General features: G+C 66.1%; 25 protein-coding genes. 21 read left to right on the forward strand and 4 right to left on the reverse strand.

Features of this window, described 5'->3' with window-relative positions; all coding sequences use genetic code 11:
* Positions 1–8: 8 nt before the first annotated feature.
* The 4 genes from KF715_19985 to KF715_20000 all read right to left on the reverse strand — a co-directional run bounded on the left by KF715_19985 (position 9) and on the right by KF715_20000 (position 4,060).
* Entirely contained in the window at positions 9–449 is a 441-nt protein-coding gene (locus tag KF715_19985; GenBank protein ID MBX3738984.1) for a DUF1851 domain-containing protein, read from the reverse strand.
* 335 nt (positions 450–784) lie between these two features.
* Complete coding sequence (locus tag KF715_19990; protein MBX3738985.1) at positions 785–2,053, reverse strand: response regulator; 1,269 nt, start codon at positions 2,051–2,053, stop codon at positions 785–787.
* 4 nt (positions 2,054–2,057) lie between these two features.
* Positions 2,058–3,233: a chemotaxis response regulator protein-glutamate methylesterase gene (locus tag KF715_19995; protein ID MBX3738986.1), complete on the reverse strand. Its 1,176-nt coding sequence runs from the start codon at positions 3,231–3,233 to the stop codon at positions 2,058–2,060.
* Complete coding sequence (locus KF715_20000; GenBank protein MBX3738987.1) at positions 3,230–4,060, reverse strand: protein-glutamate O-methyltransferase; 831 nt, start codon at positions 4,058–4,060, stop codon at positions 3,230–3,232. The genes KF715_19995 and KF715_20000 overlap by 4 nt, the downstream gene beginning before the upstream one ends.
* Positions 4,061–4,282: 222 nt before the next feature.
* Between KF715_20000 and flgB the strand changes: the two genes are divergently transcribed.
* The 21 genes from flgB to KF715_20105 all read left to right on the forward strand — a co-directional run bounded on the left by flgB (position 4,283) and on the right by KF715_20105 (position 19,434).
* Entirely contained in the window at positions 4,283–4,666 is a 384-nt protein-coding gene (gene flgB / locus KF715_20005; GenBank protein MBX3738988.1) for a flagellar basal body rod protein FlgB, read from the forward strand.
* An 11-nt stretch (positions 4,667–4,677) separates the two neighbouring features.
* On the forward strand, positions 4,678–5,091 hold the full coding sequence (flgC, locus tag KF715_20010; GenBank protein MBX3738989.1) for a flagellar basal body rod protein FlgC: 414 nt from the start codon (positions 4,678–4,680) through the stop codon (positions 5,089–5,091).
* Between the two features lie 4 nt (positions 5,092–5,095).
* Positions 5,096–5,452, forward strand: coding sequence for a flagellar hook-basal body complex protein FliE (gene fliE / locus KF715_20015; protein MBX3738990.1), 357 nt, complete (start codon positions 5,096–5,098; stop codon positions 5,450–5,452).
* Positions 5,453–5,520: 68 nt separating this feature from the next.
* Positions 5,521–7,119: a flagellar M-ring protein FliF gene (gene fliF, locus KF715_20020; protein MBX3738991.1), complete on the forward strand. Its 1,599-nt coding sequence runs from the start codon at positions 5,521–5,523 to the stop codon at positions 7,117–7,119.
* 128 nt (positions 7,120–7,247) lie between these two features.
* The gene (gene fliG, locus KF715_20025; GenBank protein ID MBX3738992.1) at positions 7,248–8,267 is read left to right on the forward strand and encodes a flagellar motor switch protein FliG; all 1,020 of its coding nucleotides are present in this window, start codon (positions 7,248–7,250) and stop codon (positions 8,265–8,267) included.
* A gap of 5 nt (positions 8,268–8,272) precedes the next feature.
* A complete protein-coding gene (locus tag KF715_20030) occupies positions 8,273–8,443 on the forward strand; it encodes a hypothetical protein (protein MBX3738993.1) in 171 nt (56 codons plus the stop codon).
* Positions 8,443–9,021, forward strand: coding sequence for a flagellar biosynthesis protein (locus KF715_20035; protein ID MBX3738994.1), 579 nt, complete (start codon positions 8,443–8,445; stop codon positions 9,019–9,021). The genes KF715_20030 and KF715_20035 overlap by 1 nt, the downstream gene beginning before the upstream one ends.
* Positions 9,018–9,248 carry a hypothetical protein gene (locus KF715_20040; GenBank protein ID MBX3738995.1) on the forward strand — a complete coding sequence of 77 codons (231 nt, stop codon included), beginning with the start codon at positions 9,018–9,020 and terminating at the stop codon, positions 9,246–9,248. The genes KF715_20035 and KF715_20040 overlap by 4 nt, the downstream gene beginning before the upstream one ends.
* Positions 9,245–10,567: a FliI/YscN family ATPase gene (locus KF715_20045; protein MBX3738996.1), complete on the forward strand. Its 1,323-nt coding sequence runs from the start codon at positions 9,245–9,247 to the stop codon at positions 10,565–10,567. The genes KF715_20040 and KF715_20045 overlap by 4 nt, the downstream gene beginning before the upstream one ends.
* Complete coding sequence (locus tag KF715_20050) at positions 10,564–11,016, forward strand: flagellar FliJ family protein (GenBank protein MBX3738997.1); 453 nt, start codon at positions 10,564–10,566, stop codon at positions 11,014–11,016. Before KF715_20045 ends, KF715_20050 begins: the two co-directional genes overlap by 4 nt.
* Positions 11,013–11,618: a hypothetical protein gene (locus tag KF715_20055; protein MBX3738998.1), complete on the forward strand. Its 606-nt coding sequence runs from the start codon at positions 11,013–11,015 to the stop codon at positions 11,616–11,618. Before KF715_20050 ends, KF715_20055 begins: the two co-directional genes overlap by 4 nt.
* Before the next feature lie 64 nt (positions 11,619–11,682).
* On the forward strand, positions 11,683–13,491 hold the full coding sequence (locus KF715_20060; GenBank protein ID MBX3738999.1) for a hypothetical protein: 1,809 nt from the start codon (positions 11,683–11,685) through the stop codon (positions 13,489–13,491).
* A 4-nt stretch (positions 13,492–13,495) separates the two neighbouring features.
* On the forward strand, positions 13,496–13,978 hold the full coding sequence (locus tag KF715_20065) for a flagellar hook capping protein (protein ID MBX3739000.1): 483 nt from the start codon (positions 13,496–13,498) through the stop codon (positions 13,976–13,978).
* A 33-nt stretch (positions 13,979–14,011) separates the two neighbouring features.
* Complete coding sequence (locus tag KF715_20070; GenBank protein MBX3739001.1) at positions 14,012–14,875, forward strand: flagellar hook-basal body complex protein; 864 nt, start codon at positions 14,012–14,014, stop codon at positions 14,873–14,875.
* A gap of 23 nt (positions 14,876–14,898) precedes the next feature.
* Positions 14,899–15,528 (forward strand): flagellar basal body-associated FliL family protein, encoded by a 630-nt coding sequence (locus tag KF715_20075; protein ID MBX3739002.1) that lies wholly within the window; start codon positions 14,899–14,901, stop codon positions 15,526–15,528.
* Between the two features lie 10 nt (positions 15,529–15,538).
* Positions 15,539–16,603 (forward strand): FliM/FliN family flagellar motor switch protein, encoded by a 1,065-nt coding sequence (locus KF715_20080; GenBank protein MBX3739003.1) that lies wholly within the window; start codon positions 15,539–15,541, stop codon positions 16,601–16,603.
* Entirely contained in the window at positions 16,584–16,835 is a 252-nt protein-coding gene (gene fliN, locus KF715_20085; protein ID MBX3739004.1) for a flagellar motor switch protein FliN, read from the forward strand. The genes KF715_20080 and fliN overlap by 20 nt, the downstream gene beginning before the upstream one ends.
* Positions 16,836–16,862: 27 nt before the next feature.
* Positions 16,863–17,303, forward strand: a complete 441-nt coding sequence (locus KF715_20090; GenBank protein MBX3739005.1) for a flagellar biosynthetic protein FliO — start codon at positions 16,863–16,865, stop codon at positions 17,301–17,303.
* A gap of 23 nt (positions 17,304–17,326) precedes the next feature.
* On the forward strand, positions 17,327–18,175 hold the full coding sequence (gene fliP, locus KF715_20095; protein ID MBX3739006.1) for a flagellar type III secretion system pore protein FliP: 849 nt from the start codon (positions 17,327–17,329) through the stop codon (positions 18,173–18,175).
* Between the two features lie 118 nt (positions 18,176–18,293).
* On the forward strand, positions 18,294–18,563 hold the full coding sequence (gene fliQ, locus KF715_20100) for a flagellar type III secretion system protein FliQ (protein ID MBX3739007.1): 270 nt from the start codon (positions 18,294–18,296) through the stop codon (positions 18,561–18,563).
* Between the two features lie 145 nt (positions 18,564–18,708).
* The gene (locus KF715_20105; protein ID MBX3739008.1) at positions 18,709–19,434 is read left to right on the forward strand and encodes a flagellar biosynthetic protein FliR; all 726 of its coding nucleotides are present in this window, start codon (positions 18,709–18,711) and stop codon (positions 19,432–19,434) included.
* Positions 19,435–19,583: the final 149 nt, after the last annotated feature.

The following is a 19,583-nucleotide window of genomic DNA, read 5'->3' on the forward strand; positions in this document are numbered from 1 at the left end:
GGGCCTTTTCATTCTTTCAAGACGATCTTCACTTGTGATCCATCCGGCACATCTTCGATTTGGTGCGCCATGTCGCCGCAATAAGCCAAGACTTCACGTAGACCAATCTTCCGGATGTTCTCTTCGGAATACTTGCCGCCAAGAATGCCGGGAATGACGAGACAGTAGACTTGGCCATCTGCCAATGGGCCCTGCGCTCTTTCCGCCAGCGCAACGACACGCTTCATCTCCCAATCGTGGACAAATTCCGCGCTCTGCATTGTTCGCTCAAGATCCGCCGCCGAGCCAGCAATCAGCTCGCACGACCACTCTTCGGGCATAATCCGGAAATAGTGCCCAGCCGCGTTTTTCACGATCGCATTCCCAAAGACGTTCGTTGCGACAATCTCGACGGGCTCACCGAGCTTCCAATTCCAGCCTTCGGCGATTGCTTTGAGTAAGACCTCCATATTTTTGCCCAACAGTGTTATTCAGATTCAGTGAAAAACCTCACTGTGGTTTGGCCCGTGGCGGCGAGATTGGGACAAACTATCTGCGGCTCAAGGATGTTGTGCATGTGCGCCGTTTTTGGCGGGTCCGTTGCGTTCCGACAAAAACCTCACTTTTTACACGGGCCGTTTTACTTCGATGAATGGCCCGATTTCCCGGATGCAGGGAGCAGCGGCGTGACCGGTTTGGCGGCGCAGTGGGGGAGTGGCGGGGCGTTTTGTGCGGCCGCTTTTTTTCGAACTGGCACGATGACGGGAGCTGGACGCTCCCGCTACTTTGGGGCGTCGCGGCGCGCTCAGCTGTAGACCAGCAGGCGCTGCGAGATCGGGGCGATGTTGTTGTGATCGCGGATTTTCGCGATCGTGGCGGGGCCGAGGGCCTGGCCTTCGCCGATCAACAACAGGCCGTGCGGGCTGTAGATGCCGGTGGCGAGCACCATGCCGGGCTCGAGTTCGTCGAGGAGGATTTCGCGGACTTGGCGCGGGAGGTGGACGAGTTGCGTGACCTTGAGGAAGAGGCGGACGGCTTCGGGGTCGAACTTTGTGCCGGAGCGCGCGAGGATGGCGTCGATCGTGGACTGCTTCGGCGCGGACGATTCGACGAAGCCGACGGCGACGGCGAGGCAGCGCGCGGGCCACGGGATGATCTTGCCGGCGAGTCCGTCGGGAAAACCGGTGCCGTCGAAATTCTCGTGGTGCGCGCGGATGACTTCGCCGACTTCGGGGCGCGGGTCGACGAGCGCGGCGAGCGTTTGGCTGTAGATCGGGTGATTGTGCAGCGTGCCGCGTTCGCGGTCGGTGAGTTGCGCGGGGTTGGTGCGGAAGGTGCGGAGGAGCTCGCGCGAGACGCCGATGAGGCCGAGGTCGCAGAGCCACGCGGCGGACTTGAGCGCGTGTTTCTCGGCGTCGGTGAACGGGCCGTTGTCGGCCATCTTGGAGGCGAATTCGACGAGGGCCTTGGCCTGGCCGCCGAGGGTGGGGTCGTAGGCGGTGAGGATGCGGCGGCAGAGTTCGAGGGAGCTTTCGTAGCGGGCGCCGAGCTCCTGGTTGGCGGCGTCGAGGCTCTGGCGTTTCTGCTCGAGGGCGGCGACCTGCTTTTCGAGCTGGCTGTTGGCCATCATCAGCTGCGCGTTGAGCTGCTGGGTCTGGGCCATGAGTGCCTCGTTGTGGGTGACGAGATCGTGGCGCTGGATGGCGTTGCGGACGGTGGCGAGGAGTTCCTCGCGGAGCCAGGGTTTGGCGACGAAGCGGAAGATTTCGCCCTTGTTGATCGCGTCGACGATGGTCGGAAGGGAGAGGACGGCGGTGATGAGGATGCGCGAGGCGTGCGGACGGAAGCGGCGGCTCTCGATCAGGAAATCGAGGCCGAGCATCTCGGGCATTTTCTGGTCGGAAATGATGACGGCGAAATCGCGCTCCTCGAGAATCGCGAGGGCCTTGATGGGGCTGGAGCAGGAGACGACCTGGTAGCGTTCGCGTTCGAGCGTTTCCTTCAATGCGCCAAGGACGATCGGCTCGTCGTCGACGATCAGGATGGAAGGTGACTGGTTGATCGGACCGGACATGGGTTCAGCCGCTCAGCACTGGAACGGCGGCGGGGTGAGGGGCGGCTTCGCAACGGCCGACGAGATAGGGAGCGATGCGCTCGAGGGCGATTTGAATTTGGGCGGCGCCGCATTCCCAGGCGGCTTTGGGCATGCCGTAGACGACGCAGGAGGCTTCGTCCTGGGCGAAGGTGGTGGCGCCTTTCTCGCGGAGCTTTTTCAGGCCTTCCGCGCCGTCCTTGCCCATGCCGGTGAGGATGCCGGCCACGGCACGCGGGGCGGCGCCGCAGTCGGCGGCGGACTTGAAGAGCAGATCGACGGCGGGGCGCTGGTGCCAGACGGGCGGACCGTCGACCACGCGCACGCGGTAGCCGTCGCCGGCCCATTGGAGCATCATGTGGAAGTTGCCGGGGGCGATGAGCGCGAGGCCGGGCGTGAGGCGGTCGCCGTCGACGGCTTCGCGGACCTCGAGTTGGCAGAGGGAATTCAGGCGATCGGCGAAGGCCTTGGAGAAGGTCGCCGGGATGTGCTGCACGATCGCGATGCCCGGGAGATCGCCGGGCAGGCGGGTGAGCACGTCGCGCAGCGCCTCGGTGCCGCCGGTGGAAGCGCCGAGGAGGATGATGGCGCGCGGGTCCAGCTGGCGGAGGCGCGCGGGATCGATGCGGGTTTTCGCGACGGCGGGCGTGAGGGCCGGCACGTAGCGGACGGGTTTGGGCGCGGGCGCGGCGACCGGCGGCGTCGAGGCGGCGTGGGCGATCGGCGCGGTGTCGGTGGACGGCGGCAGCGGGCGCACGCGGGCCATTGCGGCGGTCTTGACCTTGGCGATGAGTTGCGGGCCGAGGTTGCCGAAGGAGAACGAGCCGCTGGGCTTGCCGAGGACATCGACGGCGCCGAGGCGGAGGGCTTCGAGGGCGTATTCGGAGCCGCGCTGCGTGAGCGAACTCATCACGATGACCGGCATCGGGCGGCGCTCCATCAGCAGGCGGAGGAACGTGAGGCCGTCCATGCGCGGCATTTCGAGGTCGAGCGTGAGGACGTCGGGCGAGAGTTCCTTGAGCTTGTCGCGCGCCATGTAGGGATCGATGGCGGTGCCGACGACTTCGATCTCGGGATCGGCGGCGAGGGCTTCGCTCGCGAGTTTGCGGACGACGGCGGAGTCGTCGACGATCAGCACGCGGATTTTCTTCGGTGCGGTCATGGCTTGAGCGGCTTGCGGTAGATCGCCGGTTTGACGAGTTGGAGCGAGTGTTTGATGCCGGTGAGACTTTCGCTGTGGCCGACGAGCAGGTAACCGCCGGGGACGAGGCGGCGCGTGAGTTTGTTGACGAGTTCCTCCTGGGTCGGGCGATCGAAATAGATCATCACGTTGCGGCAGAAGATGACTTGGAACGGCTCCTTGAACGGCGGCTCGCCCTCGAGGAGGTTGAGGTGCTGGTAGTTGACCTGGGAGCGGATCTCGGAGCGCACGCGGTAGTTGCCCTCCTGCGGGCCGATGCCGCGCTGGAAGTAGGTCTTGATCGTGGCGGCGGGGAGTTTGGCGACGATGTCGTCGCGGTAGATGGCGTTGCGCGCTTTCTCGAGGATGCGGTGCGAGATGTCGGTGCCTTCGATACGCCAGTTCCAGCCGCTGGTGCGCGGGAGGGCTTCGGCGAGCGTCATGGCGATGGAGTAGGGCTCCTCGCCGGACGAGCTGGCGGCGCTCCACACATAGAATTGCGACCAGCGCTCTGTGCGGTGGCGCGCGAGCATCTCGGGCACGATGTGCGAACGCAGGAAATCGAAATGCGCGATCTCGCGGAAGAAGAACGTGTGGTTCGTCGAGATGGCGTCGATGAGGTGCGCGAGCTCTTCCTCGGCTTGACCGGATTTGAGCAGGTCGCAGTAGTGGCCGATGCTGTCGGTCTTGGTGGCGCGCAGGCGTTTGCCGAGGCGCGCCGCGACCAGCTCCCGTTTGTCGGGGCCAAGCTGGATGCGGCTGCGTTCGTAAACGAGCGTGCGGATGAAATCGAACTCGCTGTCCCTCATGAGGCTTTGTCCCCATCCATCGGCCCAAATAAGCGGGGCTGTAATTTTACGCCCCGGAAAATCTCAGGATGCTCCGGCGCGGGCGGGCAATTTCTGCCGGTAAACGCCGCCGCGGGCGCCGTTCGGCGACGTGCGCGCAGGAGTTTCGGCCTATTTCGCTGACATTGCGTGGCTTGGAGGGGTGGGGCGCGCACTGGCATGCGCCGTGTTTACGCGAGCGGCATGGTCGACCCCATCTTTCAATCCGCCAACTACACTGTGGCCCGGAAACTCCTCGATGCGGCCGCCCTGCGCCAGGAGGCGATCGCCGCCAACATCGCCAACGCCGAGACGCCCGGCTACCGGCGGTTGGACGTGAGCACGGATTTTTCGGAGCAGCTGAAGGCCAGCCTCAAAACCGGCGAACTCGACCGCGCCGCCGAGCTGAAGCCCAAGCTCGCCGAGGACACCCACGCGCGCGCCGTGCGCCCCGACGGCAACACCGTCGAGATCGAGCACGAGTTGCTCGCGATGAACAAGAACTCCGCGGAATACGAATTCCTCAGCGAAGTCGTCTCCCGGAACATTAAGCAGCTGAAGCTCGCCATCACCGGCCGCCAAGCCTGACCCGCTGACCCATGGACCTCATCCCCGGCATCCAAGTCACCTCCGGCGCGCTCGCGGCCCAGCGCATGCGCCTCGATATCGTCGCGCAGAACATCGCCAACGCCCAGACCACGCGCACGGCCGAGGGCGGCCCCTACAAGCGCCAGATCGTTTCCTTCGAGACCGAGCTCGTGAAACGCACCGGCGGCGCCTCGCTCACCACCGTCCGCATCGGCGGCGTGCAGAACGACAAGTCGCCCGGCCAGCAAGTTTACAACCCCCAGCATCCCGACGCCGGCCCGGACGGCCTCGTCACGATGCCCAACGTCAACCTCGCCTACGAAATGGTCGACCTCATCACGGCCTCCCGCGCCTACGAGGCCAACCTCTCCGTCGCCAAGAACTCGCGCAACCTCGCGTTGAAGACGCTCGAGATCGGCAAGTAATCCCATGTCTCCCGTCGGCTCCGTCTACTCCTCCCTCGTTCCCCAAGCCATGGCGCGCGCCGAGGCGTTGCGCGAGAAGCAGGCCGCCACCGGCGCCCTCGCGACGCTGCCCGACGGCATGCGCACCGCTGCGCCGACCTCCAACGGCTTCAGCGAAATGCTCGGCGGTCTCGTCAACACCGTGGACTCGAAGCAGGTCGAGGCCAACCAGCTCACGCAAAAAGTCCTCCTGGGCGAGACCGACCAGCTCCACCAATCCGTCATCGCCATGCAGGAAGCCGGCGTCGCGTTCTCCCTCATGGTCGAGGTGCGCAACAAGCTCGTCGAATCCTACCAGGAGCTGATGCGCATGCAGGTGTGAACCCCGCCGCCGCGACTCTTTCTCTTTCCTCCTTCTCCCTCTTCCGCCCGCTCCCGCGCTAACGCCGCATGAAAAACTTCGCCGCCTCCCTGCTCGCCCTCTGGCAACAGCTTGGCCTCAACCAACGCGTCTCCCTCGTCGTCGCCGCTCTCGGCGTGATCGGCGGTATGATCGCGCTCGTCATGTGGTCGCGCCGCCCCGACTACCAGCTGCTCTACGCCCGCCTCGCCGAGAAGGACGCCACCGCCATCATCAGCGAGCTCCAGACGCGCAACATCCCTTACCAAATCACCGCCGGCGGCAGCGCCGTGCAGGTGCCGTCCGACCAAGTCTACAAGCTCCGCATGGATCTCGCCGCGAAGGGCCTCCCGAGCGGCGACGGCGTCGGCTTTGAAATCTTCGACAAGGGCCAGTTCGGCCTCTCCGACTTCGTCCAACGCACCAATTACCTCCGCGCCATCCAGGGCGAACTCGCCCGCACCATCACGCAACTCCAAGGCGTCCGCGCCGCCCGCGTCATGATCGTGCAGCCGGAAAACCGCCTCCTCCTCACCGACAACGGCGTGCGCTCCACCGCCTCCGTCTTCGTCGACATGGGCGGCGGTCGCCTCGAGACCGACCAGGTCAACGCCATCCGCCACCTCGTCGCCAACGCCGTCCAGGGGCTCACGCCCGACACCGTCGCCGTCGTCGACAACCGCGGTCGCGTGCTCTCCGAGGAACTCAAACAGGACCCGACCCTCGGCAACGCCTCCTCGCAGATGCGCTACAAACAGCAGGTCGAGGATTACCTTTCCAAGAAAGTCGAGACCATGCTCGGCGCCGTCATCGGGCCGGGCAACGCCGTCGTCCGCGTCTCCGCCGACATCGACACCGAGTCCACGACGCAGATGCAGGAAAAATTCGACCCGGACGGCCAGGTTGTCCGCACGCAGACCATCACCGAGGACAACTCCAACTCCGCCGAGACCCGCACGAACGGCGGTGCCACCGGCGTGAGCGCCAACGTCCCCGAAAAGACCGTCGCCGCCGAAGCCGCCAAGCCCGTTAACACCACCGAGCAATCGCGCAAGAACCGCACCACCGCTTACGAGATCAACCGCACCACGACCAACATCACGCGCAATCCCGGCACGATTAAAAACGTGACCGCCTCCGTGATGATCGCGCCGCGCCTCGTGCCGCCGCCCGCCGGTTCGCCCGCCGGCACGCAGCCGACGCAGCAGAAGCGCACGCCAGAAGAACTCACCGCGCTCCGCCAGGTCGTCGTCAACGCCCTCGGCCTCAAAGCCGCGCCCGGCCAGGAACTCGACTCCATCGTCGCGCTCCAGGAACTGCCCTTCGCCGTCGAGCCCGTCGCCGAGACCGTCTCCGCGATCCAGAGCGAGACGCGCATGCAGGGCTGGATCGAAGTTGCGTCGCGCTGGGCCGCCGTCGCCGGCGCCGCGATCGTGTTGCTCGTCTTCCTCCGCCTCCTCTCGAAACAGAAGCCCGAGACGGTCCCGGTCGAAGTCTTCGCCATGCCGCCCGACATCGCCGCCCGCCAGCTCCAGAACGGTTCCGCGATCACGCCCGACATGCTCAACCAGCTCATCCGGCAGAAACCGGCCAACATCGGCACCGCGCTCCGCGACTGGGTCGCCAACCCGCCGGCCGCCAAGAACTGATTCAACGATGAGTCTAGAGTCCAGAGCCCAGAGTCCAGAGACGCCCAGTCCGGTCCGCTCCGACGACGTCCTCCGCCCGGGTCTTTCTCTCAGCTCTCAGCTCTAAGCTCTTAGCTTTTTCTCCCCCCATGGCCGACATCGATTTCACCAAGCTCAATCGCCAGCAGAAGCTCGCCGTCTTCCTGATCTGCATCGGACCAGAAGCCGCCGCCGAGGTGTTGAAGCAATTCGACGACGCCGAGATCGAGCTCCTCTGCCGCGAGATGTCGACGTTCACCATGATCCCCGAGGCCACGCAAAAGCAGGCCATGGAGGAGTTCAGCACGATCGTCGCCTCCAGCGTCGGCTCCGCGCTCGGCGGCCTGCCGTTCGCGCAGCGCACGCTCGAAATCGCGAAGGGCGACTACAAGGCCCAGTCGATCATCGGCCGCGTCGGCCCCGTCGCCGGCAGCTCAGTCGAAATCATCAGCGACATCGCCGAGATGGAAGGCCGCCAGATTTTCAACCTCATCAAACACGAGCAGCCGCAGACGATTTCCTTTGTCCTCTCGTATCTCGACCCGGCGAAATCCGCCGAAGTCTTCGCGTTGCTCAGTCCCGATCTGCGCGAGGAAGTCGTCGAGCGCCTCGGCACCATCGAATCCACCTCGCTCGACCTCGTCGGCAAGATCGTCCGCTCCCTCGGCAAGCACTTCGACACGAAGGTGCGCACCGCCTTCCACCGCAGCGGCGGCGTCCGCGCGGTCGCCGGCCTGCTCAACTCGCTCGACAAGGACATGTCGAAGAACCTCCTCGCCCGCATCGAGGAGCGCAACGCCACCCTCGGCGCCGCCATCCGCAAGAAGCTCTTCAGCTTCGAGGACCTCAACCGCCTCGCCGCCGCCGACCTCCAGCGCGTGCTCCGCGAGGTCGATTCGAGCAACCTCGCCATCTCGATGAAGTCCGCCAGCGAATCGCTGCGCGACAAGATCTACGCCGGCCTCTCCAAGCGCGCCGCCGAAGGCCTCAAGGAGGAAATCGAACTCCTCGGGCCCGTTCGCCTCAAGGACGTCGAAGCCGCGCAGGACGTCATCATCCAGGCCGTCCGCCGCCTCGAGGAAGAAGGCCAGATCTCCCTCGATTCCGAATCTCAAGCCCTCGTCGCCTGACGCCGATGAACGCCGCCCCCACCGCCACCGAACCTCTCCGCGCCATCATGCGGAGCTTCGAGTTCAGCGTCAGCGCCGCGGCTCCGTTCGCCCGCCGCACCCGCGCGACTCCGCGTCGGCCGCGCGTTCACGCTTCGGCCAATCCGCAATCCGCGATCCGCAATCCGCAATCGTAATGGGCTACGCCAAACTCATCGCCTTCGACCGCCCGCTCGCCGCCGCCGTGCTGCCTGGCCAAGGACGCATCTACACCGAGACCGAGGTCGCTGCGAAATGCGAGGAAGCCTACCGCCGCGGCGTCGACTCCGCCCGCGCGCTCGCCGACCAGCAGATGGTCGAGTTCCGCGCCGATATGGGCCAGCTCAGCGAAGGCGTCCTGCACAAACTCTCCGCCATCGAACCCTCGCTCGTCGCGCAACTCCGCGACGCCCTCCCGGCCCTCGCCGTCGACATCGCGCACCGCCTCCTCGCCGGCTACGAGCCGCCCGTCGAGACGATCGAGCGCCTCTGCCGCGAAGCCCTCGAACAGCTCTTCCCCGAGCGCGAAGGTCTCGAACTCTCGCTCGCTCCGCGCGACGCCGAGCTGCTTACCGCGCTGAATCCCGACTGGGTGAAGCGTTACCCCGGTCTGCAAATCCGCGTCGATGGCACGCTCCGCCCCGGCGACTGCCTCGTGCGCTCCCGCTTCGGCCTCACCGACGCCCGTCAGGAAACCAAGCTCGCCGCCCTCAGCCACTCCCTCACCGGCGCATGACCCCCCGCCTCCAGCTCCTCCCGCCTTGTAACCTAATAGGTTACAATTCCTCCGCGCTCCCGAGTGAGAACGCGTTGGCGCGAGCCGCGACTTGTAACCTATTAGGTTACAATTTCGCGGGCGCGGGCGACGCGGCGGAATGCGGTGGTTCCGGCGATTCGGGGCGATTCGAGGCGGAGATTCTCGAACTCACGGATGCGATTGGATTCGGAGGCGACTGCGCATGAACGCCACCGTCGCACCGCTCGTCGATGTGCTCCGCACGCAGGTCAAGCACCTGCCGGCGGTGCAGCGCGTCGGCGCGGTCACGGGCGTCGCCGGTCTCATCATCGAGTCCGAAGGTCCGAACGTCGGCCTCGGCGAACTCTGCAACGTCCGCTCGCCGCGCACCGATTTCACGGTCCGCGCCGAAGTCGTGGGTTTCCGCGAACATCGCGTGCTGCTCATGCCGCTCGGCGACACGTCCGGCCTGCACGTCGGCTGCGAAGTCGCCGCCGCGGACCGTCCGCCGCTGCCGCGCCCGGGTCCGGAGCTGCTCGGCCGCGTGCTCGACGCGCTCGGTCGTCCGTTCGACGAGGGCGGCCTGCTGCCCGTCGACCGCACGGAGCGCGACCACACGCCGCCGCACCCGCTGCGCCGTCAGCGCATCAAGGAAGCGCTTACGACCGGCGTGCGCGTGCTCGACACCTTCACGCCGATCGGGCGCGGCCAGCGCCTCGGCATCTTCGCCGGCTCCGGTGTCGGTAAGTCCACTTTGCTCGGCATGATCGCGCGCGGGTGCTCGGCCGATGTGGTCGTCATCGCGCTCGTGGGCGAGCGCGGTCGCGAAGTCCGCGAGTTCCTCGAAAAAGACCTCGGTCCCGAGGGTCTGAAGCGCTCCGTCGTCGTCGTCGCCACTTCGGACACGCCCGCGCCGTTGCGTCTGCGCGCGGCGTTCACCGCGACATCGATCGCCGAGGCGTATCGCGACCAGGGCAAGAACGTCATGCTGATGATGGACTCCGTGACGCGTTTCGCGATGGCGCAACGCGAGATCGGCCTCGCCATCGGCGAGCCGCCCGCGACGCGCGGCTACACGCCGTCGGTCTTCGCGCTGCTGCCGCGTTTGCTCGAGCGCTCCGGCGCCGGTGAGAACGGCGCCATCACCGCGCTCTACACCGTGCTCGTCGAAGGCGACGACATGAACGAGCCCGTGGCCGACGCCGTGCGCGGTATCCTCGACGGACACTTGGTGCTCTCGCGCCAGCTCGCGCATTTCAATCACTACCCGGCGGTCGACGTGCTCGAATCCGTCAGCCGTCTGACGCGCGACGTCTGCACGCCCGAAGAAGTCGAGTTCGCCGCCAAGGCCCGCGAGCATCTCGCGCTCTACCGCAAGAACGAGGATCTCATTTCCATCGGCGCCTACCAGAAAGGCGCGAACGCCGCGCTCGACCAGGCGATCACGCTGCACGAGCCGCTGCGCAAATTTCTCCGTCAGGGCGTCCATGAGCACACGGCCCGGGCGGAATCCTTCAAGCTGCTCAGGAAGATCCTCGTGCCATGAAACGTTTCCGTTTTCCTCTCCGGCCCGTGGCCGTCATCCGCGCGCACAAAGAGCTGCGCGCTCGCGAGGCGTTCGCCGCCTCGGTCCATGTCTACGTGCAAGCCGAAGAAGTCCTCGCGGCCACGCGCACGCGGGTGGCCGAGCTCGCGCAAACGCTCTTCGCCGATCGCGGCGGCACCTACCTCGCCGCCGACGCCGCCTCGCTCTTCCGCGCCTACCGCGGCGAGTGCGAGGAGGAAGTGCAGGCCGAGCGCAAAGTCATCGAGGCGCGCGACGTCATGCAGAAGCGCCGCGCCGAATACCTCGACGCCAGCCGCCAGCTCAAGGTCGTGAACAAGCTCGAGGAAAAAGCGCGCGCCGTCCATCGCGCCGCCGCGCTCGTCGAGGATCAGAACGCGATGGATGATTTCGCCGGGTTCCGCTCGGTGCGTCGGACTCTTTTCACATGACCAAGCTCGTTCAAAATCCCGCGGTCGTCGTCATTCTCGCGCTGCTGTCCGGCATGGCCGCCGGCCTCGGCTGGTTCTGGCGCGCCGGCGATGCGATCATCGCGCACGCCGCCGCGGTGCGCGCAGCCGCGACGAAGACGCAGAAGGCCCAGGGCTGGGATTTCTGGACGATCGAGATCGACAACCTCGCCGCCGAGCTGAAGGGCGAGAAGGAACGCCTCCGCAAACAGGCCGAGCAGCTCGACCAACGCGCCGCCCGCCTCTCCGCCGAACAGCAGGAACTGGACAAGGTTCGCGCCGACCTCGAGCGGATGCGGAAGGAAATCTCCGACAAGGTCGTCGAGATCAACACCGACGAAGCGAAGAACCTGAAGACGCTCGCCACCACCTACGCCAATCTCACCCCGCGCGCCGCCGTCGCGATCATCAAGGAACTCGACGACAACACCGCCGTGAAAATCCTCTCGCTGATGAAGCCCGACACCGTGTCGCCCATCTTCGAGGAGATGAGCAAGACCGCCACGGCCGACGGCACGCTCGCGCGCCGCGTGGCCATCCTTTCCGAAAAACTGCGCCTGATGAAATCCGCCAAGCCGGCCTGATTCACGCATCCTCACTCGTGCGCCACGGATGGCGCGCACGACTTCCACGGAAGGAAGCCCCCGCATGACGACTTCCTTCCCCACGACTTCTTCCGCCGAGACCGCGCCCGCCGCGAACGCCACCGCGCCCGCCGCGCTCTCCGGTGATCTCGCCGCGCTGCTCGGCGGCACCACGCCGGAAACGCCCGCCGCGACTGCCACCGCGGCGAGCCCGGCCACCGATTTCGTCGCCCTGCTCGGCGACGAGTCCGCGGCGCCCGTTGCCGCGCCGCAGACGCCGGCGGTCAGTCCCGTTTCGCCACCGGTCGCCAACCCCGCCGCCGCCACTGCCGCTGCCGCCTCAGCCACCGCGTCCGGCGCGCGTGCCATTGCTGTCAGCACCGGCACGCGCGGTTCGCCATCGCCGACGCGAGTCGCCCCGACGGATTCGCGCGGCTTCGCCCGCAGCGTCTCCGTTACCTCCGCGTCCGAGGCCACCGACGAGCAAGTGCCCGAAACGCCCGCGAGCGCACCCGCGACGATGCCGGATCGTGCCACGCTCGAGGCCATCGCTGCGCTCCTCGCACCAGTCGCCGCGCTGGTCGCGCCGCCGCCGGCCGAAACTCCTCTTGCGCTCAACGCCCCGTCGACCAACGAGGACAGCGAAGACGAGTCCGATGGCGAGGCCGCCCTGGCCGGTGCCGTGTCAGCGGCCATCCCCGCGCGCCGCGGCGAGGCGGTGACTTTGACCGTGACGCTGCCCGAGCGGGCGGTGCCGGCGCTCGTGTCCAACGCGACCGACGCGAAGGTCGTGGCGACCGAGGATTACACTCCGGCGGTCGCAACACCGTCGCTGAACAATGAAGCCCCGATTTTCCCGGCGGCCGCTTCCGGGCCGATCGTCGCTCCGACGACCGTGAGCCTGCCGGGTGTTGCGCTCGCTCCGAGCCTCGCGACGCAAAGCCGCGCCGAGCCGACGCCGACATCGGTCGCAGCCGAGCCCGCGCAAGCCCCGATGCAAGTGGAGGCGTCCGTCGAGTTGCCCGATGGCGCCGTCATCGCGCTCGCGTTGCCGACGGCATCGACCAGCGAAGGCGCGGTCGAGACGAAGTCCTCGCCGGCGTCCGCTCCCGTCGCGGCGCACACGGAAAAATCTGCCGCTTCGAACCGCGCCGCGCCCGAGGTCGATTTCGGGATGAAGAGGGCGGCCGGAAAAAACTTTCTAACCACGGAAGAGCAGGGAGTTAGTCTGCCGGAAAAGAAAGCTGGCATCGCCGTTGCTCAAACGCGTCCGACCATGCTCTTCGTTCCGCACGACACTCTCTCCGCCGTCTCGCCGACGGCTCCGGCGATCGTGTCCGTCGTGCCCGCGCCGACGCAGGTCGTCGCTGCCGGCTCGCCCGAGCCGATGCCGCAGCTGGTCGCCGCCTCATTCGCGAAACGGGCGGTGGAAACGGTCACCAACGTCGTCGACGCCCAGGCCGCCTCGAAACTCCAGCCCGTGCCGAGCGTGCAGCTGAAGTTCAAGTTCGGCACCGAGGATCTCGCCGTGCGTGTCGCGCTCCGCAACGGCGCCGTGCACACCGAATTCCGCACCGACTCGCCCGAATTGCGCGCCGCGATCACCAACGAGTGGAAGGCCGTCACCGCGGAGCCCGAGAGCGCGTTGCGCTTCCTCGCACCCGTGGTCGCGCCCGCCACTGCGTCGCAGAACGGCACCGGCTCGTTCGCGCAGCAACAGCAGCAGCAGAACCAGCAGCAGGCGCGCGCCGCGCAGGAATTCTTCGGCAGCATCGCCCGCTCCACGCCTTTCCAGCCGCGCGACGGCGGCGCCGCCACCAGCGCCGCCCCCGTCGTGTTGCCCACCTCCGTCCACCTTTCCGCCGTCGCCTAATCCCATGCCCGTCTCCAGCGCCACTTCCAACTCGGCCGCCAACGTCGGCTACTCCGACCTCTACAACTCCACCGGCGGCACCGCGCGCACCGTCACGAAGACGCTCGGTTCCGACGACTTCATGAAGCTGCTCGCCGTGCAGTTCCAGCAGCAGGATCCGATGAAGCCGATGGAAGACACCGCCTTCATCGCGCAGATGGCGCAGTTCTCCGCGCTCGAGCAGAACAAGACGATGGCCTCGCAGATCACCGCGCTCCGCGCCGATCAGCAGCTGCTGATGGGCAACGGCTACATCGGCCGCACCGTCACCGTCGAGGACAGCGACGGCAAGTCCGTCACCGGTGTCGTCAGCGCGCTCGACAACGACGCGACCGACGGCGTCACGCTCAAGATCGGCGACAAATCCTATCCCCTCTCTTCGGTTCGACGGATCGAGCCGACCGCAACCCAGCAAAGCAGCACCGCAACGGACGGCACCACGGCCTAAACCAGAAAACTTCCAACCCACCCGCAATTCACCATGGCACTCATCGGCACCCTCACCTCCGGCGTCAGCGCCCTTCGCACGTTCAGCAAGGGCCTCGAAGTCATCGGCAACAACATCGCGAACATCAACACGACGGGCTACAAGTCATCGCAGGCCAGCTTCGCGGAGAGTTTCTCCAACACGCTGCGCGGCTCCGCCCCGTCCAACGGCACCGCCTCGAGCCAGTCCGCGATCCAGGTCGGCACGGGCGTGCAGCTCGCCGGCATCAGCACCAACTTCTCCCAAGGCGCGCTCACCAGCACCGGCGTGACGACCGACATCGGCATCTCCGGCCGCGGCTTCTTCGTCGTCAGCGACGCCACCAGCGGCACCACCTACGCCACGCGCGACGGCTCCTTCCGCATCGACGACAACGGCTATCTCGTCACCCAAGGCGGCCTCCGCCTCCAGGGCCTCACCGGCGCCGTCCCGCCGACCGCCGTGGGCGACATCCGCGTCGGCCAGAACAACCCCACCGGCGCCGAGCTCCAATCCATCTCGATCGACCGCCAGGGCAACCTCGTCGAATTCTACTCCGACGGCACTTCGGCGACGACGAACAAGCTCCAGCTCCAGAATTTCAACGACACCTCCGCGCTCACCCGCGAGGGCAACAATCTCTACTCGGGCCTCGCGGCCGCGGGTCCGGTCGGCGGCGGCATCCTCGCCGGCAACAACGACCCGGGCTCCGACGGCCTCGGCGCCGTGCAGTCGGGCGTGCTCGAATCCTCGAACGTCGACCTGACCGCGCAGTTCTCCGACCTCATCACCACGCAGCGTTCCTTCCAGGCCGGTTCCCGCCTCATCACGGTTTCCGACACCGTCCTCGAAGACATCGTCAACCTGAAGCGCAGCTAAGCTTCGCCTAACCGCACGCCGCCATGGCCGAGAAGAAAGACGCCAAGGAATCGAAGGACACCGCGCCGGCCGCTCCCGACGCCGCTCCCGCCGAGAAGAAAAAGGGCGGCGGCCTCTCCGCGTGGTTGCCGGCGATCGTGGCCATCCTGCTCGCGCCGGCGGCGACGTTCGGCGTCGCCGAATACGTGTTGCTGCCGCGCCTCCAGGCCAAGCTCGGTGCTCCCGCGGCCGATGCGCACGGCAAAGCCGAAGCCGGCGCCGAACACGAGGAGCCCGCCGAAGAGGCGCCCGCGAAGGAAGAGAAGGGCGGCCACGGCGGCAAGGAAGGCAAGGGCGAGGGCAAGGACGCCAGCGGCAACTACGAGTTCTCCAACGTCGTCGTGAATCTCGCCGGCACCATGGGCACGCGCTACCTGAAGACCAGCTTCATCGTCACCGGCGTCGGCGGCAAAAGCGTGAAGGGCACCTTCGAGACCCAGAAGGCCAAGCTCACCGACATCACGCTCAACGTCCTCTCGTCGCTCACGCTCGCCGACCTCGAGGAGCCCGGCTCGAAGAACGTCCTGCGCGAGAAGCTCGTCGCCGCCTACAACCAGGCACTCGGCAAACGCCTCGTCGAGCAGGTCTATTTCTCGGACTTCGTGATCCAGTAAGCCTGCGACCATGGCCGACGACGCGCAAAAAGCCGCCAGCGAGTTTCTCGATCAATCCGAGATCGACAAACTGCTCGCGCAGACCACCACCGACAGCGGACCGAAGAGCATGCTCATCCGCGCCGACGGCCGGCGCGGCGATGCCAAGGCGGTCAGCAAGGTCGAAGCCTACGATTTCCGGAATCCCGTCTTCCTCTCCGAAGTCGAGCTCCGCCGGCTCCGCCTGCTGCACGAGGACTTCATCCGCTACCTCAGCGCGCGCCTCTCGCTGTTTCTCCGCATGGAGTTCGGCCTGAAGATGGCGCAGCTTACGACCGTCACCTACTCGAAGTTCACCGAGTCGCTGCCGAGCCCGACGCACATCTGCCTGTTCAAGGCCGAACCGCTGATCGGCGTCGGCGTGCTCGACATCAATCCGCGCCTCGCGCTCACCATCGCCGACCGCCTGCTGGGTGGCCGTGGACACTCGGTGAAAGCCGAGCGCTACCTGACCGAGATCGAAGTCGCGCTGCTCGAGGACGTCATCGTCATCGTGCTCGAGGAATGGTGCGGCCAGTGGAAGGCCGAGCAGGACCTGCGTCCGCTCATCGTCGGCCACGAGAACAACGGCCGCTTCCTCCAAACCTCGCCGAAGGACGCCATCGTCCTCGCGCTCACGCTCGAGGTGAATTTCGGCGACTGCTCCGAACAGATCCAGCTCGGCGTCCCTTACTACACGATCGAACCGCTCGTGAAGAAGATGCAGGCGCGCCGCCAGAAGGACTCGCAGGTCACGACCGTCGAGAAGCGTGCCTCCTGGCAAAAGGCCTACGACCACATCTCCATGCCCGTGCGCGCGGAGTGGGAGGCGTTCGAACTTTCCCTGCGCGAAGTGAGCAGCCTGCGCGTCGGCGACGTCATCGAGATGCCGAGCGACCTGATGCAGCGCACCCGCGTGTTGCTGAACGGCACGCCGAAGTTCCTCGGCACCGTCGGCCTCGATTCCGACCACGTGGCGGTGCAACTCACGAAGAAAATCCCGCTGAACCCGGAGGACATTTCCCATGGCAAACCTGATGGACGAAAAAGCTCTTGATATCGTTTTGGACGTAAAGGTGAAGGTGACCGTGCAGCTCGGCTCCTGCCTGCTGCCGATGCGCGACGTCCTCGAACTCTCCGCCGGCTCCGTCGTGCAGCTCATGCAGCACGCCAGCGACCCCGTCGGCCTCTACGTGAATGACAAGCTCGTTGCCTACGGCGAAGTCGTGGTCGTCGAGGACAACTTCGGCATCAAGATCACCGAACTCGTCGGCAGCCCGAAGCCCTGACGCCCGCTTCAACGCGCACGGATGCCGATGAAAACCTCAGTCTTCCCCGTTCCTGTCCTGCGCCTCCTGAGCGGAGTGCTCTTCGCGTGTGCGTTGGCGGCATCGCCGGCCTCAGCCCAGGAAAAGCCGAAGGAGTCGGACATCATCCGCCCGCGCAACGCCGTGCCCGCCGACGCGCCGGCGACCTCCGCCACCAAGTCGGGCGACTCGAATTACGTGCTCATCGTCCTCGCCGCCGGCGCCGCCGCCGCAGGCGGTTGGATGCTTTGGCGCCAGCGCCGCACGCCCGGCGGCATCGCCGGCCGCGACGCGCGCAAGCTGACCATCGCCGAAAGCCGCTCGCTCGGTAACCGCCAATACCTCGTGGTCGCCGACTACGAAGGGAAGAAATTCCTCCTCGGAGTCTGCCCCGGCAGCATCTCGATGCTCCAGGCGCTCGACGCCGACGAGCGCGACCCGCGCGACTGACGTGCCTTCTGTCACGGACGACCATGCGACGTTTCCCTCAGATTTTCCTCTGCCTCGCGCTCGGCGTGCTGCCGCTCGCGGCCCAGACTCCCGCGCCCCAACCGGCGCAGCCGGCGACGCTGACCCAGTCCGCCGGACTTCTCGTGCAGCCAACCGGTCCGAGTGCGTCGGCGCCGACCGCCACGACCACGGCCAACGATCCGCTCCGCCTCTCGATCAATCTCGAGGGCGCGGAAAAGCCGGCGCAAATGAGCGTCGCCGTGCAGATCGTCCTGATGATGACGCTGCTCTCGGTGGCGCCGTCGCTGGTGCTGTTGATGACGAGTTTCACGCGCATCGTGATCGTGCTCGGCTTCGTGCGCACGGCGCTCGGCGTGCCCAGCGCGCCGTCGAACCAGATCATCGTCGGTCTCTCGCTCTTTCTGACGTTCTTCATCATGGGCCCGGTCTTCGACCGTGTGAACACCGAGGCGCTGCGGCCGTATCTCGACAACAAGATCACGTCGAACGAAGCGCTCGATCGCGGCGCGGCGCCGTTGCGGGACTTCATGCTGAAGCAGACGCGCACGCGCGATCTGGAATATTTCCTCGAACTCGGCGGCTACGGCCCGACGGCGGTGAAGGATCTGCCGCTGCGTGTCGTGATTCCGGCGTTCGTCATCAGCGAGCTCCAGACGGCGTTCCAGATGGGTTTCCTGCTGTTCCTGCCGTTCCTGATCATCGATTTCCTCGTCTCGTCGGTGCTGATGGGCCTCGGCATGATGATGATGCCGCCGAACGTCGTGTCGCTGCCGTTCAAGCTGCTGCTGTTCGTCCTCGTCGACGGCTGGCACCTGATCGTGAAGTCGCTCGTGCAGAGCTTCGCGACTTAGCGGGACGCCCGTTGAAGTTGGAAGTTGAAGTTTAAGAAACCGAAACCCCAAGGCCGACGCACCGGACTCTGTCACCTCCCGCTCACTTCAACTTAAACTCTCAACTTCAACTGTTCGCATGAATCCCGAACTCGCCATCGACCTCTTCAAGTCCACGGTGCTCTTCGCGCTCTACATCGTGGCGCCGTTCCTTGGCTTGCTGCTTGTGGTGGGCCTGATCACGAGCCTCTTCCAGTCGATCACCTCGATGCAGGAAAACACGCTCACGTTCGCGCCGAAGCTCATCGCGCTGGCCGGCATGGCGGTGCTGCTCGCGCCGTGGCTGCTGCGCAGCATGACGGAGTTTACGCTCGCGGTCTTCGCGAAGATGCCGGCGCTGGCGCACTGAGGAAAAGCTTAGAGCTTAGAGTGCTTAGTGCTGAGAGACTGAACCAGTTGCGCCTACTGCTCGTTCCTGCCTTGCGCTCTCAACCCTCCACACCCGGCTCTCAACTCGCCCGCACCCCGTGACCATCGGTTACCTGCTCACCTGGATGATGGTGTTCCTGCGGGGGCTCGGCGTGATCATCCTTTTGCCGTCGCTGGCGGGGCATCCGCCGCCGGTGATCGTGCGTGCGGCGATGGCGATGTGCCTCGCGACCTTGTTGACTGGCTTGGTGCCTCCGGCCCAGTTGCCGCTCGATATCTGGCACCTGGCACTGGCCTTCGGCGGTGAGCTGTTGCTCGGTCTCGCGCTCGGCTTCGTCGGGCGCATGGCTTTCGCGGCGATTGAAATGGCGGGGCGCATGATCTCCTCAGAAATCGGTCTCGCGGCGACGCCGGGCTTCGGCACGCCGGACATCAGCTCCGAAGTCGTGGCGGGCTTCCTGTCGGTGCTGGCTACCGCGCTGTTTTTCCTCTTCGGTGCGCACCTGCTGGTGATCGGCGCGTTTGCCAAGAGTTTCGTGCTCGCCGCGCCGGGGCATCCGATGCTGGCGAGCGGGGCGGGGGACGAGTTGATCCTCGATACCGGGCACGTGCTCGAGCTCGGGTTGCGCATGGCGGCGCCGTTCATCGCGTTGAACTTCCTGATCACGCTCGCGTTTTCCGTGCTGGGTCGTGCGGTGCCGAAGATGCAGGTCTTCGTGCTGAGTTTTTCGCTGCGGGCCATCATGGGCCTCGGGCTGCTGGCGAGCGCGGGCGCGTTGATTGGGCGCTACCTTTACGTGGAGTTTTCGGATCTGCCGATCCAGATGCTCCAGATTCTGCCGACGAAGTGACGCCCACGCCGGGTGGGCGAACCTCCCCGCGGAAATGAGGCAATTTTTGCCTTAAGTTTTTCGTTCTACCGCCGAATGCGCCGGCGGGGGCCGGGGCAAGCGGTAGAAAACTTTTAAAACGCTGGCAACCAGGGTGTAGCGGGCGGTGA

It is taken from the genome of Candidatus Didemnitutus sp., from assembly GCA_019634575.1.
Taxonomy (GTDB): Bacteria; Verrucomicrobiota; Verrucomicrobiia; order Opitutales; family Opitutaceae; genus Didemnitutus.